Source organism: Chryseobacterium sp. S90 (genome assembly GCF_047444895.1).
GTDB lineage: Bacteria > Bacteroidota > Bacteroidia > Flavobacteriales > Weeksellaceae > Chryseobacterium.
On sequence record NZ_JBLGCX010000003.1, the window covers coordinates 110,613 to 125,108 of the forward strand.

General features: G+C 37.1%; 10 protein-coding genes. 5 read left to right on the plus strand and 5 right to left on the minus strand.

Features of this window, described 5'->3' with window-relative positions:
* Window positions 1-203: 203 nt before the first annotated feature.
* Entirely contained in the window at window positions 204-1,241 is a 1,038-nt protein-coding gene (locus ACLMCG_RS10470; protein WP_413959494.1) for a serine hydrolase domain-containing protein, read from the minus strand.
* Between the two features lie 3 nt (window positions 1,242-1,244).
* On the minus strand, window positions 1,245-2,135 hold the full coding sequence (bla, locus tag ACLMCG_RS10475) for a class A beta-lactamase (RefSeq protein ID WP_413959495.1): 891 nt from the start codon (window positions 2,133-2,135) through the stop codon (window positions 1,245-1,247).
* Window positions 2,136-2,221: 86 nt separating this feature from the next.
* Here bla and ACLMCG_RS10480 point away from each other — a divergent pair, with 86 nt between their 5' ends.
* A complete protein-coding gene (locus ACLMCG_RS10480) occupies window positions 2,222-2,734 on the plus strand; it encodes a hypothetical protein (protein WP_413959496.1) in 513 nt (170 codons plus the stop codon).
* Window positions 2,735-3,065: 331 nt separating this feature from the next.
* On the opposite strand, the gene ACLMCG_RS10485 is transcribed toward ACLMCG_RS10480, so the two are convergent.
* Together ACLMCG_RS10485 and ACLMCG_RS10490 are read right to left on the minus strand one after the other, a co-directional pair.
* Window positions 3,066-4,529, minus strand: coding sequence for a RagB/SusD family nutrient uptake outer membrane protein (locus ACLMCG_RS10485; protein WP_413959497.1), 1,464 nt, complete (start codon window positions 4,527-4,529; stop codon window positions 3,066-3,068).
* Between the two features lie 10 nt (window positions 4,530-4,539).
* Window positions 4,540-7,494, minus strand: a complete 2,955-nt coding sequence (locus ACLMCG_RS10490; protein WP_413959498.1) for a SusC/RagA family TonB-linked outer membrane protein — start codon at window positions 7,492-7,494, stop codon at window positions 4,540-4,542.
* Window positions 7,495-8,243: 749 nt separating this feature from the next.
* Here ACLMCG_RS10490 and ACLMCG_RS10495 point away from each other — a divergent pair.
* Together ACLMCG_RS10495 and ACLMCG_RS10500 are read left to right on the plus strand one after the other, a co-directional pair.
* The gene (locus tag ACLMCG_RS10495) at window positions 8,244-9,155 is read left to right on the plus strand and encodes an SDR family oxidoreductase (protein ID WP_413959499.1); all 912 of its coding nucleotides are present in this window, start codon (window positions 8,244-8,246) and stop codon (window positions 9,153-9,155) included.
* Between the two features lie 344 nt (window positions 9,156-9,499).
* Window positions 9,500-10,420: an AraC family transcriptional regulator gene (locus ACLMCG_RS10500; RefSeq protein WP_413959500.1), complete on the plus strand. Its 921-nt coding sequence runs from the start codon at window positions 9,500-9,502 to the stop codon at window positions 10,418-10,420.
* Window positions 10,421-10,452: 32 nt separating this feature from the next.
* On the opposite strand, the gene ACLMCG_RS10505 is transcribed toward ACLMCG_RS10500, so the two are convergent.
* Window positions 10,453-11,457, minus strand: a complete 1,005-nt coding sequence (locus tag ACLMCG_RS10505) for a GlxA family transcriptional regulator (RefSeq protein WP_413959501.1) — start codon at window positions 11,455-11,457, stop codon at window positions 10,453-10,455.
* A 193-nt stretch (window positions 11,458-11,650) separates the two neighbouring features.
* On the opposite strand from ACLMCG_RS10505, the gene ACLMCG_RS10510 reads away from it, so the two are divergent.
* Entirely contained in the window at window positions 11,651-12,595 is a 945-nt protein-coding gene (locus ACLMCG_RS10510) for an SRPBCC family protein (RefSeq protein ID WP_413959502.1), read from the plus strand.
* Between the two features lie 323 nt (window positions 12,596-12,918).
* Window positions 12,919-14,427 carry an adenosine kinase gene (locus ACLMCG_RS10515; protein ID WP_413959503.1) on the plus strand — a complete coding sequence of 503 codons (1,509 nt, stop codon included), beginning with the start codon at window positions 12,919-12,921 and terminating at the stop codon, window positions 14,425-14,427.
* Window positions 14,428-14,496: the final 69 nt, after the last annotated feature.

A 14,496-nucleotide genomic window follows, 5' to 3' on the forward strand; every position in this document is an offset into this window, starting at 1 on the left:
TTATCTTTTCAACCTGAATATGTAAGGGAGCAAAGCGGGAATCAATTTTATTGATTCTTATTAAGCTGACGATAATCACGCAGCTTCAATACGACTTTGTCGCTGTTTCTTTGCCCTCTTAAATCTATCCATTGAAGTTATCGAAACTTTGCGTTTAAGAATTTATGTCTCGAAGATTATGAATATTTGTAAAGTATTTACAATTATTTGGATGTCATCGCTTTCAATACTGCATTCTTTATCGAAGCCTCTTTAAAACTCCAGTATTCACTTTTTTCAGGCATCTGATTTTCTAAAATAACCAAAGAAGTATCTGTAGAAGGAAAATAAACATTAAGGCAGGTGAATCCATCACCAAGGCCTGTCACAGCAAAATAATCAAGGCCTGCTTCTTTGATAAACCTTACATTATATCCAAATCCCATACTTTCTTTTCCAAAGACATTATGCTGGGAACTTGTGGAAGGAGTCAGCATTTGCTTTTGAAACTCGGGAGATAGAAGCTTTCCTTTAAATAATGCCTCATCCCATTTGGCAAGATCCTGTACAGTAGAAATAATACCTGCAGCAGGAGCAATATCATCATTCAGAAAGGATTCTTTTACTTTCTCAAACTGATTGTCTTCGTTCATGTAGCCGGGAACAAGAGCCTGATTGCTCTTAGTATTATATACCAAAGTTCTGTCCATTTTCAGTTTTTTGAAAAGAGAAATAGCAAGTTCTGTGAAGTTTTTTCCCGTGGTATTTTTAAGGATTTCTCCCAGAAGCATATAAGATAGATTGCCATATTTGAACTGGGAGCCGGCTTTGAAAGCTGCTGGCTTATTGATATCTGTAATACCATGCGTATGATTCAGAAGATGATGGATGGTAACGCTATCTGCCCAGCTTTGAGTAAGAGTGGGCAGGTACTTTTTGATAGAGGTATGAAGATTCAGTTTCCCCTGTTCTGCAGCCTGTAAAATCAAAACAGCGGTAACCTGCTTTGAATTGGACATGATTTCAAACTGGTCATCTGTTTTCAAAGGAATTTTCTTTTCAAAATCTTTGTAGCCATTGGATTTCAGATATTGGATTTTCCCTTTCTGAGCAACCAACACGACACCGTTGAACGCTATCGGACTGGATGCTGCTATAATGCTGTCTATTTTTTGCGTATAAATGTTTTTCTTCTGAGCTGTTGCAGTAACAGACAATACTGCTGAAAATAGAGCTGTGAAGAATATTTGGGTTTGGGTCATTCTTTATTTTTTATGGTGATGGTCATAAGCTGCTTTCGAAATTTCTGCAATAATTGCCTCTGCATTTTCAAACTTTTCATAGGTATCATGAACAAAAACGGCAATGTATATCTTTTTTTTGTCTGAAAGTTCAATAATTCCGAAATCATTGATAGCGCCTGTCATTCCTTCTTTATTGGTAAAAGATGTTCCTGTTCTGTGCGCTACTTTTACGCTTGACGGGAGTTTGCCCTTAAGCCTTTTGGGTCCGGCAGTGTTATTAAGCATTGTGTTATAAAGCCACAGCGTATGTTCTTTATTCAGTATTTTTCTATTGTTGAATGCTTCAAGAAGCCGGATCGCTTCGTTGGGTGTTATTTTGTTTACAAACTGAGACTCCCAGTCTTTATGCATATCTTCTTCATTGTTTTGAATGATACAATCTTCACTGTTGACAAGTTGCTGAACAGGCTCTGGTCCGCCAACCAACCTCATCAGAATATCACTGATATTATTGTCACTATATGAAACGATCCATCTCAGAGCTTCTTCCAGGCTGATCTCTATATTGCCCTCAGGATGCTCTTTTTTGAACGGACTCCAGGTATCTTCAAGAAGTTCTTCTTTTTTAATGAATAGTTTCTGCTGTAAAGAAAGCTCTCCCTTTTCTACTTTTTTCAATACTGTTAAAGCAATAGGAAACTTTACTGTACTGAGCATAGGATACAGCTTATTGCCATTAATCTGTATTGTTTCTTTCTGATAAGGTCCAATGATTGAAACACCCACATCTGCCTTTTTATTTGCGATAATGGATTCAATGTTTTTTTTAAGATCTGAAAGTTTTGAGTGCTGTGAAAAAAGAGGTAGGCTGGCCAGGAGTGCGAATAACACCAAAATAATTCCTTTCTTCATTTGAGTCTGGTTTTAAAGTTTTTTTGATTTCCAAATATATGTATTTCCACTTCTTCTTTATTGTAAATATTTAATAATTTAGTTGCATGAAAATAAAAACTATTAGCCTTCTCATTATTCTTTTCTCTGTTATTTCCTGTAAAAAAGACAAAGAATATCCGAAATATGTTGAGCTACAATCCGGCGGCGGAGAATATTCACTTTATATAAAGAACGGAACCTTTGAATTTTTAAAAACGGAACTTATAAGTTACGATCAGATTTCGACAGCTCCATTTTCAGAGGGGAAATATGAGATATCGGGAGATGAACTTATTTTAAGAAGCGGTACAGGGAAAAAGTATACTTTCAAAATAGGAAATGAAGCTGAGCTAATTCCTGAAAAAATGGATTCTTTAAGTGAATTGAAAGGTTTGTATCCGGTTCAGATTCTTCACAACAATAAAATGCCGAAAGAAATGGGGCGACTGGATTCTTTAGGAAGGAAAAATGCACTGTGGCTTTATTTCAATGAAAAAGGGAAAGTCATCAACCAACGGTTGTATAAAAACGGTGAGCTGGTGAAAGACAATTACAAGTCTGATATTGTTATAAAATAAAAAATCTGCAAGAGACTTGGAAATAAATAGTATTCAATTTTATCGCAGATAAAATATTTTCGCCTTATAACAACTTTATTAATAACATTTTGCGTCTTTGCGTTTTCCAATTATACCTTTTTTATTTGTGTTTTTTTGGAGAACGCAAAGACGCAAAGCTTTTTTAATTATATGCATAATTTTAAGGCGAAAAAAAAATCAAAGATTTTTAGCAAGTGAAAGTCAAAAAAATATCAGGCACCTCACCTTAGTCAATAAAAAAAGCACCATTTACAAGTAAATGATGCCTCGTCACTGAATATATTTGAATGTAAAATTGTTTTAGGTTTATCTATTCATTCTGTTTGATTTGTGGGTTATTATTAATCTCTTTATTAGGGATCTGGAATCTGAATTTATCCGGAGTAAGGTTGAATCTTCCAAAAGTATGATTCGTTCCTGTGTATACTCTTTCCAAAGGGGTGTTTAATCTTTTCATATCAAACCATGCGTAACCTTCGCCCCAAAGTTCAATCCTTTTTTGAAGAACGATCTCATTGATAAGCTCATTGCCTGACTTTGTAGAGAGTGTATAAGCCTGATCCCTTTTTGAGGTAATTTGAAACAATACCTGTCTGGCTTCTGCTTCTCTTCCCTTTCTGGCAAGGGCTTCAGCCTGAATATAATACAGAGAGGAAGCTCTGATATAAATATAATCTCCTTCAAAAAGAGTAGGATCTTTAAATTTCCAGCTTACGTAAGGTGGATAATTTTTTGTTTTTCCGTTAAAAGTATAAGCCGCAGCCTGACTGCCATTGAACACTTTTTTACGGTAATCCGTTTCCGGAATTGCTTCGTAAAGACGTTTGTCTATCAGCTTACGGATCTGAGCTGCGCCGGCATATCCTTCATTAGTATTATCAAACATCGAGAAGAATGAGGCATAATAATTTCCGATACTCATGGTAGAAATTGTATTATGAAAACCCCATATTACTTCAGGATTATTGATATTGGAAAACCCGGTGGTGGTATAATCATCTTCTGTCATAAGACCAACTCCCTGTTTGCTTTCCTCAGCATATTGGGCAGCTTTGATGTAATCTCCTGTTTCCAGAAATACTTCGGCAGCAATTGCCTTGGCGGTTCTCCTATCAATCTGAGCTCTGGACGGCCGGGCATAAGTATCTAAAAGTGTAATAGATTCCTCAATATCATTTTTGATTTGTGCATACACCTCAGCAACAGTTGATCTTGGAAGTCCCTGGCTTGGATTTTTTGCAGTAAGTACCAATGGAAGTCCCGGTTCAGACTGATGACCATTATAATCATTGGCATAAAAACGGACTAAATAAAAATAAGAGTACGCTCTTAAAGCTAATAACTGTCCTGCAATCGCTCTGTTTTTTGCATTTGCATTTTTATCCAGATCATCAAGAAGCTTATTGATCACAAATATTCTTGCATAAAAAGTGGTCCATACAATCTCTGAAGCAATGTTGCTTGCATTGGTAGCTTCATAATTGTAAAACATTCCCAAATGCTGGTTCGTAGACTGGATGACATCATTTGACATTAGATCAGCACCTGCTTTGATGCCCATGATTCCAAAATCTGAGTGAACGGTAGTACCGCCGGCACCATTGCTCCGAAGATCAAGATAAATTCCTCCGAGGATTTTTTCCGGGCTGGAAGAATCATTATTCAGCTGTTCACCGGAAATATCACCTTCCGGTAATGTATTAAGGTCACTGGCACAGCTGTTAGTAATCAGACTAATCGTTACAGCTGTTATAAAGTATTTTATTTTGTTCATTCCTGTTCTTTTAAAAATTAAGTTTAAAGCCTAAAGAGACACTTGACAGCAGAGAATATCGGTAGGCATCAGAAACTCCTGTAAGGGAAGCTCTTGGATCATATCCTTTTCTCTTAGACCACAGATACAGATTGTTACCTGTAACGTAGATTTTCAGACCTGATAAGCCTGCCTGCTGTGCAAAACCATCAGGAAGCTGATAGGAGAGGGTGACATCCTGAAGACTGATATAATCCGATTTAATCAGGTAAAGTGTTGAATTTCCGTTCTGGTTTGTAGCGGTGAGATCTACTCTCGGCAGCGCTGCAGTCGGGTTTTCAGGAGTCCATGTTTTATCCAGATCTGTTGAATAGTTAGACCCGTAGCTGTCAGAATGGAATAAACTTCTGTAAATATCATCATATCCATATCCTCCGAACTGGTACGCAAAATTCACTGCCAGATTGAATCTCTTATAGCTAAAATCTGTTCCGAATCCACCATACACCTTTGGAATCGCTGATTTGCCGGTGTTATAATCCGTAGCTTCCTTATAACTGTTGGTCACGGTTCTTTCCTCTTTCTGAGTGGCAGGATTGATGGTAGTGCGATACCATAAAGCATCCCCGTTTTCAGGATTTACTCCGGCAAACTCTTTCAGGAAATACGTATAGCGGTCTCCACCTTCAGTAAGGATAAACAATCCGGAAACCAGACCTGTATTCCTTTGCTCAGCCGGTAATTTTGTAATCTTATTCTTATAATGAGTAGCATTGGCGTAAAAGCTCCACTGGAATTCATCACCACGGAGAATATCCACACTTAGATTAGCCTGAACTCCTCTGTTGGTCATATCCCCGATATTTCCGTATTTCACATAAGAACCTGCATTGGAGGGAGGAAGAGGCAATGTATAGATCATATCCGATACCTTCCTTTCAAAATAATCTGCATTCAGGGTGATTCTGTTTTTCAAAAGTGAGAGTTCAAAACCGGCATTCAGGTTTTTGGAAGTCTCCCATTTTAAATCCTTATTTCCTTGTTTTTTAAGCGAAAGAACCGGTTTGTCATCCCCGAAATTATTAATTCCGTAGATATCCTGGTAAGCATAATAGTCTCTGTTGGAACCCCCTAAAAGAATGTTGTCATTTCCCTGCTGGCCATAAGAAGCTTTTAATTTTAAAGAATTGATCACGCTGTTGTCCTTAAGGAAATCTTCCTTAGCAATATTCCAGGCCAGTCCCAATCCATAGAAATTTCCCCATCTGCTTTCCGGAGAAAAGACAGAAGAACCATCTCTACGGATATTGGCATTGAAGAAATACTTCCCGTCATAATTATATAGTAACCTTGTGAAATATCCTTCTACAGCATATTCATATCCGCTTCCTGATAAATCAGTAATTTTCACAGCATTGTCAAAAGATTGAGAGTCGGGTAATAAAAGCTGTTGTTTTGATCCTGAAAAACCATCATCTTTTATCTTATTCAGTTCATGTCCTACAAGAAGATTAAAACTGTGATTTCCCAGTTTTTTCTGATAAGTAAGCAATTGCTGGTGGTTCAGGGTATATTTAAAATTTGAGCCTTGCGAAATAGTTCCCCCAACAGAAGATGAAGTTCCTCCTTCCGTATTTCCAAACTGAAGATTTCTTGTATTTTCAAGATAAGCACCGAAGTTATAGGTAAAATCCAATCCTTTGATAATTTCATAATTTAAACCAAGGTTGAGATTGGTGATATTACTTACGATCTGAGATTTATCTTTCTGAAGATTGCCTACAGGATTTTCAAAAACGGCATAAGATCTTGTGGCTCCGTTGGGTCCCTGTCCATCTCCATAGTCGTATAGAGCATTTCCATTGCTGTCATATAACCTCTGATAATTATTATCTCTTAAGAAAACAGGATAGAATGGAGCAATATTTCTGGCAAACTGGAAAGGGTTGGAAAAGCCTCCTGTTTCCCCAAAATCCTGCTTACTGTAGGTATAAGACAATGCACTGGTCAACTTCAGTTTTGATGTGATGGAATAATCTACATTCGATCTGATTCCGAACCTTTCAAAACCGGAAGATATTAAATACCCTTTATCATCCAGATAATTAAGGGAAGTATAAGATTTCACCTGATCCCCATTGGCATTGATTCCCACTGTGGCTTCTCTTCTCAAAGCAGGTCTGAAAAGCAATTTTTTCCAGTTATCCTGATACAATAACTGTGCATCCGGATTGAAAGACCCATCCTTTGAAATTAGCTGATTAAACGGAACATTATAAACATTATATCCTAATTTATTCAATGCTGAAAGTCCCACATCATGCGGACTGGCACCAGAAGGAACCGCTCCGGGTTGTTTCAGTCTTGCGATTTCACCAATTCTGGCTCTGTTATAATAAGCTGTATAATAATCCTGTGGAGAAGTGTAAACAGAATAGTCCTCAATAGATCTGAAATTGACACCGATTCTTACGTCGGCTTCAATACTTACTCCTTTACTTTTTCCTCTTTTTGTATTCACAATAATCACTCCATTGGCTCCTCTGGAACCGTATAAAGCATTGGAAGAAGCATCTTCAAGAAAAGAAATACTTTCAATATCCGATGCGGCAATACTGTTCAGATTTCCGCTGTAAGGGATACCATCCAGTACTATCAGTGGATCGCTGGAAGCATTAATTGAACCTATTCCTCTCATTCTGATGGTTGGCTGAGAACCAGGCTGGCCGGATGAGATCACCTGTACACCGGCTACTTTTCCTCCGATTCCCTGAAGAATATTTCCGTTCTGAAGATTAGACAGATCTTTTGCCTTCAATGACTGTACAGATCCTGTAATCTCCTCTTTTTTCTGCTTCCCGAAGGCTACCACAACCACTTCTTTTATTGAAGTTTCTTTGGAAAGACTGTCTTTAGTTTGGGCATAGCCATATTCCGCGAATAGGAGTAAAGCTAATACACCAAGTTTACATTGTTTCTTTTTCATTATATTAATCTAGGTTTAAAACTGAACTGTATATTACTGCTGATCTTCCGTAAAAATGTAGCTTTCCGCCTCCTTTTTCAGGGAGGTTTTCAATAGTGAAAGATTAAAGTTTACAGGAGATGTGCCCGGATGAAAGAAGCCTTGAATTTTTGGGCTTTAATTCCTACAGTAATGAATGTATCTCTTAGAAAGTTATGACATCATCATTGTGCACATCATATCAAAGCACATGTCTTGAGAAATACAGGTGTGCTGTGAAAGGCGGAACCCTGCAGAACACTGATGTTTTGAAGGAGCCCCGATAGTGCATAGGTAAGAATCAAAGTAGTTCTTATTCATGAGAATAAAGTTTTTGTTTTTTTTAACTGGGTCAAAATTATTTAATAATTGCTGAACACTGGTAAAAGGAGCGTATGAGATAAATCATATTAACCTACTAAATCAGTAGACTAATAGAAAAGTATATAATATTTTTGTTTTATCTGTTTGATATTTAATGATTTAATTAGTTTTTCAAAATGTTAAAAAATGATAAAAAAATAATATTTTAAGGTATGAATTAAAGTTAACACAATAAGTCTATTGTTTTTGTAGACTTTTTATTTATTTTATAACACACGCTCTATTTGATCTGGAAGATTGACGGGGAAAATTTTGTACAGGATTAGTTTTGGCTAAGGAGAAGATAGATCCGGTGAAATCTTATTTACATGCATTTCGGAATTTTACACCAACAAAAAATTAAAGAAATGAATATTGTTTTAACAGGTTCCATCGGGAACATCGGAAAGCCACTTACCAAAGGACTTGTACAAAAAGGACACTCGGTAACAGTGATTAGCAGTAATGAAGAAAGAATAGCTGCTATAGAAGCGTTGGGTGCAAAAGCTACTATAGGCAGTATGTTTGATGCAGACTTTCTCGCCAAAACATTTACAGGGGCAGACATTGTTTATTTAATGGAAACAATGGAAGCTGCAGGAGACATGTTTGATAAAAGCATAGATTTTATCGGAAAGATTATTGAAATCGGTCACCATTACAAAACCGCTGTGGAACGGTCTGGAGTGAAGAAAATTATCCATCTCAGCAGCGTTGGTGCCCATACAGATAAGGGGACAGGGATTATTGTCTTTCATCATCATGTGGAACAGATTCTAAAACAATTACCGGATGATATTGCGATTAAATTCATTCGTCCTGTTGGTATTTATTTCAATATGTTTTCGTTCATCCCTACGATAAAAAACAAAGGTGCAATTGTTTCCAATTGGGGAGGTGATAAGAAGGAGCCTTGGGTTTCTCCATTGGATATTGCAGATGCTGTAGCTGAAGAAATTGAAAAACCATTTGACGGGAGAACAACACGCTATGTAGCCAGTGATGAGGTTTCCCCTAATGAAATTGCAAAAGCTTTGGGAGAATCAATCGGTAAGGCAGATCTGGAATGGAAAGTGATTTCAGATGAAGAACTGTTGAATAACTGGCTTCACATCGGTTTCAATGAGAAGGTGGCCAAAGGTTTTGTAGAAACACAGGCGAGTCAGGGAAGCGGAATTCTGTATGAAGATTATTATCAGCATCAGCCTGTCCTGGGGAAAGTGAAACTGGCAGATTTTGCAAAGGAATTTGCTGTTGCTTACCACAATGAGGAAGTGTGAAATATTGAACCACAAAAGTCACAAAAGCTTTAAACACTTAAGTAACTTTAGAAAATATTCTTGCGTAGAGTGAGTATACATAAGTTTTAAAAACCTTCGATTTTTTATAGGTGTGCCACATTAAACGCAAACATCTGTGAAGATCTGTGAGATCTGCGGGTAAATAAACCACAAAAGTCAAACACTTAAGTAAAATTTAGAAGATATCCTTGCGCAGAAAAAGTATACATAATCTTTTTTAAATCTTCGATTTTTATAAGTGTACAATATTAACCGCAATATCCGTGAAAATCTGTGCCCTCTGTGGTTAAAAATAACTTGTAAACAATTTGTAAATTTATGGTATGGAAAGACGGGTTACAAAAAGAATAAAAACCATCACAGAATTTCACCGTTCAAGAGGATTACCGCCTCCTGAGCATCCGCTGATCAGTGTGATTGACTACAGCAATGTTAAACGTCCTGCGGATATCGGAGAAGTTAATTGGATGTTGGATTTTTACCAGATTTCTTTGAAAATAGGAATGAACGGAAAACTGAAATATGGCCAGCAGGAATATGATTTTGATGAAGGAACTTTGTTTTTCATTTCCCCAAATCAGGTTTTCAGAATTGAAGCAGATTCCGGTCTGAAGGAGAAACAATCCGGCTGGATGCTGTTGATTCATCCTGATTTTCTGTGGAACACTTCACTGGCAAAATCCATAAAGCAATATGATTTTTTCGACTATTCTGTGAATGAAGCTTTATTTCTTTCCAAAAAAGAGGAGCTTACCATCAATGGAATTATAGAAAATATTGAACAGGAATATCATGCGGTGATTGATAAATTCAGCCAGAATATTATCATCTCTCATATTGAAACATTGCTCAATTATTCCGAAAGATTTTATGAAAGGCAGTTTATCACCAGAAAAATAACCAATCATACCATCCTGAACCGTTTAGAAACTTTACTGGCTGATTATGTTAATGATAATGATCTGATATCAAAAGGTTTACCTACGGTACAGTTTACAGCAAAAGAGCTTGGAATTTCACCCAATTACCTTAGCCGGCTGTTAACCACTCTTACCGGGCAAAGTACCCAGCAGCTTATTCATGATAAGTTGATTGAAAAGGCAAAAGAAAAGCTTTCTACGACAGAGCTTTCAGTAAGTGAAATTGCTTATGAACTGGGGTTTGAGCATCCGCAGTCCTTTACAAAACTGTTTAAAAATAAAACCCGGCTTTCTCCGCTGGAGTTCAGAGCTTCTTTTCAGTAGAAAATAAAAAAATTCAGACAGCATTATTGTGATCAATGATGCTGTTTGGCTGTAATACCCGTTTTATTGTATTTGTTCCGGTATTCAATAGGAGATAAGCCCGTGATTCTTCGGAATATTTCCCGAAAGGCTTTCACATCAGAATATCCCGTTTCATACATCACTTCATTGATGGTTTTCCGGGAAACTTCCAGTTCTTTTTTCGCAGATTCTATCTTTACCCTTTGTTGATATTCAAGAGGCGTATTGCCGGTTGCTTTGATAAACCTGCGGTCAAAGCTTCGCCTACCGACCGTCAGTTTTCTGGATAACTCTTCCATGGATATTTTCTCAGAGAAATTCTTTTCAATATATTCCTGGGCCTGGATAATCATTTCATCACCATGCGATTTCTGTCCGTTAAAGATGATGAAATCCGACTGTGTTTCCCTGTCAATATCAATCTGAAATATCTTGGAACAATAAATAGCCGTTTGCCTGTCATAATATTTTTCAACCAGATAAAGAAGAAGGTTTAAGAAAGAATAGCCTCCGCCGTTCGTATAGATCCCATGTTCGTCCGTAATGATTTTTTCTGCCCTTACATTTACTTTGGGAAACAGCTTTTTGAAATTGGCCACCGTATTCCAGTGGATAGAACAGCTTTTTGAATCCAGAAGCCCTGTGGAAGCCAATATATAAGCTCCTGTGCACATGCTGGCTACATCTGCTCCGTTTTTATACTGGTCTGATATCCAATCGACAAGTGCTGTGTTTTGATCTTCTATTTTTATGAAGTTCGGGGCAATGGCAGGGATGACAATCAGATCGGTTTTCCGGATGGCTGCAATATTTTTTTGTGGGATTACGGTAAGCAAGCCATTTACAAAATCAGAATGCTCAGAAACTCCTGCCAGTTCGATGGTGAAAACCATATCTTTATTATTGTGGCTGTAATACCTGTTGGCTTCCGTAAAAATATGGTAAGTTCCTATAATGCAGGATAATGTATTGGGTGCTGTTTGTGCATCGGGAACTAATATGGTTAAATGTTTCATATCGCAAAATTTAAAGGTGAATAAATTGTGCCGGCTGTAACCTCATCTGTATCATACAAATATAAAAAAATAAGATGTCCGGATCAACCTCTTATAATGTCTATTTTACACCCCTTACAGGTCTTTCTATGTTCTTACCTTTGAATAAGTAAATAAGATAATACAATCTGAAAAAGATAGTAGAAAAGAAAAAATGAACACTAAAAAACAAAATAATATTATGAAATCACAGGATTTTACAACAAGTATTACCGTTGATGCTGCACCAAAACAGGTATTTGATGCCGTTAATAATGTCCGGGGCTGGTGGTCTGAAAATATTGAAGGATCTACCTCTGTGCTGAACAGCGAATTTGCCTATCATTATCGTGATGTTCACCGATGCAGGATAAAAATTACAGAAATGCAGCCCAATACCAGAGTGGTATGGCATGTTCTGGATAATGATTTTAATTTCATTGAAGATAAAACGGAATGGGTAAACACTCATATCATATTTGACATCCATGAAAAAGAGGGAAAAACAGAACTGACATTTACCCATCAGGGGCTGGTTCCTGAAGGTGAATGTTACGAGGTCTGCCATGACGCCTGGACGCATTATATCCAGGACAGTTTGAAATCCCTTATTACGACAGGACAGGGTAAAGCAACTCCCAAAGAAGATTTTACAGAATCCGATCATCAGAAAGAAAATACAGATACCAAAAGCATTTATCACAGATTGCTCATTACTGTCCCAGTGGAAAAAGTATATGAAGCCATTACTACCCGGGAAGGATTAGCCGGATGGTGGACCCCGGATACCGAGGCGAAAGCTGAGATAGGCAGTATCCTGAGATTTGGTTTTGGACCTGATTATTTTAAGAATATGGAAGTTGTCGATCTGAAACCTTATAGTCTGGTGAAATGGCGCTGTATCAAGGGGTTTGAGGACTGGGTAGGTACTACGCTTACTTTTGAGCTGGAACCGCATAAGAAAGGATGTATTTTATTATTCCACCATGACGGCTGGAAATCATACAATTCAGAATTTGCATCCTGCAGTTTTGACTGGGCTTTATTTTTCAGAAGCCTGAAATCTCTTTGCGAAACAGGGAAGGGCTTTCCCTATCCGGAATTTGATAAAATAAATTAATGTGGTACTTCACAACAATTCGATTCTGATATCTAAAAATAAATAACTCTTATAATTTTAATAAAAAAATAAAACAATAAGGCTGTTTCACAAAGAAGGCAGCCTTTTTCATGAGATTGTTTTTGTAACTCAGGGAATTGCATTTACAATTGACTTAGAAAAACTGTTTCTGAAATTAAAAAAATTGATATCTCTCATCATTCTTAATGGAATAGGTGTTCTTTTACAGGAAAATTAATTATATTTTTGATAATTATTTACCTGCACAATTCTTTATCCGGAGCGGTAAAGTATAACGATTGTAAAAAAACCACGACAATATTATGATGAAAAAATACCTTACCTATATAGCACTTTTGGGAGCACCTTTCTTTTGGGGACAAAATAAAGGGACCGAAGTATCTCCTTACCAGCAGAACTGGAAATCGGCAGAGAAGGAAAATCAGGACATGGCATTTGATGCTGATATAAAACTGTCTGATGCTGAAACTGCTTTGGATAAAAAGATCTTCCAAGCCCGTAAGCAGTTTTTGAGTGATACGGAATCCAAAAAAATATCTTTATACAACAGCTCTTTCTATGAAGTAAGACCATTAATAGAAGGCAGTAAGCTGTATGAAATATTACAGACCATGCCGAAAGGAGGTTTGCTGCACACCCACAGCGGAGGGATCACGGAGGTGGAATGGATCATTTCAGCTGCCAGAAAATACCAGGAATGCTATGTGTACGATCAGAAAGATAATGATCAGTTCATTTTCGGACAGCTGGCTTTTTTTGAGAAAGGAAAAGTGCCGGACGGATTTGTCAGCCTTGATAAAAAACTGAACTCAAACCCGGGTTTTGAAAAAGAACTGCAAGATCTTCTTACGCTGAAACGCAATAATTTATGTTCTTACACAGATTATTGGATTGAATTTGAAAAACGTTTCAAGCGTATCAATCTGCTGCTTCCTTATCGTCCTTTCTTTAAAGAATATTATTTGAAAGGATTCCAGGATTTGATTAAAGATCAGGTACAGCATGTAGAAATCAGATATATTTTTGATGAGCTTTATGATTTCAAGCACGGTAAATATCCTTTGAATACTTCCATCACAGATCTGCAGGACATTCTTAAAGAAATACATAAGACAAATCCGCAGTTTACTCTGAAGCTGATTTATTCAAGCTTTAAATTCCTGGATAATGAAAGTATTGGAAAACAGCTGGAAACGGCTTTTCAGATGAAGAAAGAATTTCCGGATATGATCTCAGGTTTTGATCTTGTAGCAGATGAAGCTGCAGGGCATAACATCAATTTTTTTGAGAAAAGCTGGACAAAGCTGAATGAGCTTAACAAAAAATATGGGGTGGAAATGCCTCTTTTCCTTCACGCCGGAGAAAGTAATTCCGCTCTCAATAAAAATGTTCTGGATGTGGCTTTATTAAACAACAAAAGAATTGGTCACGGACTGAATCTTATTTATTTTCCAAAAACAATGGAGCAGATCAGAAAACAGAATAAGCTGGTTGAGGTAAGCCCTATCAGCAATCAGGTTCTGGGGTATGTAAGTGACCTGAGAAATCACCCGGCCAGAGTATTATTAAGCAACGGAATACAGTGTTCCATCAGCAGTGATGATCCTTCCGTATACGGATATACAGGGCTTAGCTACGATTTCTGGGTAGCGCTGGTATATTGGGAACTGGATGTAAAAGCGTTGAAAAAACTGGTTTTTAATTCCATTAATTATTCTTCTTTGAATGACAGTGAGAAAAAGAAGTCAGTAGCTTATCTGACCCAGCAATGGAATGATTTTGTACAAAAAACAAATCAGAAATTAAACTAACCGAGGCGGGCTTTCCTGAAAAAATAAAATCGCATTATTGACTGAAATAATGCGATTTGTCTTTTAATT

Bases quoted from the DNA above. Each gene is read 5' to 3' on its own strand.
- ACLMCG_RS10500 (WP_413959500.1), top strand. From the start codon at position 9,500: ATGGAAAGACGGGTTACAAAAAGAATAAAAACCATCACAGAATTTCAC.
- ACLMCG_RS10515 (WP_413959503.1), top strand. From the start codon at position 12,919: ATGATGAAAAAATACCTTACCTATATAGCACTTTTGGGAGCACCTTTC.
- bla (WP_413959495.1), bottom strand. From the start codon at position 2,135: ATGAAGAAAGGAATTATTTTGGTGTTATTCGCACTCCTGGCCAGCCTA.
- ACLMCG_RS10510 (WP_413959502.1), top strand. From the start codon at position 11,651: ATGAACACTAAAAAACAAAATAATATTATGAAATCACAGGATTTTACA.
- ACLMCG_RS10505 (WP_413959501.1), bottom strand. From the start codon at position 11,457: ATGAAACATTTAACCATATTAGTTCCCGATGCACAAACAGCACCCAAT.
- ACLMCG_RS10485 (WP_413959497.1), bottom strand. From the start codon at position 4,529: ATGAACAAAATAAAATACTTTATAACAGCTGTAACGATTAGTCTGATT.
- ACLMCG_RS10490 (WP_413959498.1), bottom strand. From the start codon at position 7,494: ATGAAAAAGAAACAATGTAAACTTGGTGTATTAGCTTTACTCCTATTC.
- ACLMCG_RS10480 (WP_413959496.1), top strand. From the start codon at position 2,222: ATGAAAATAAAAACTATTAGCCTTCTCATTATTCTTTTCTCTGTTATT.
- ACLMCG_RS10470 (WP_413959494.1), bottom strand. From the start codon at position 1,241: ATGACCCAAACCCAAATATTCTTCACAGCTCTATTTTCAGCAGTATTG.
- ACLMCG_RS10495 (WP_413959499.1), top strand. From the start codon at position 8,244: ATGAATATTGTTTTAACAGGTTCCATCGGGAACATCGGAAAGCCACTT.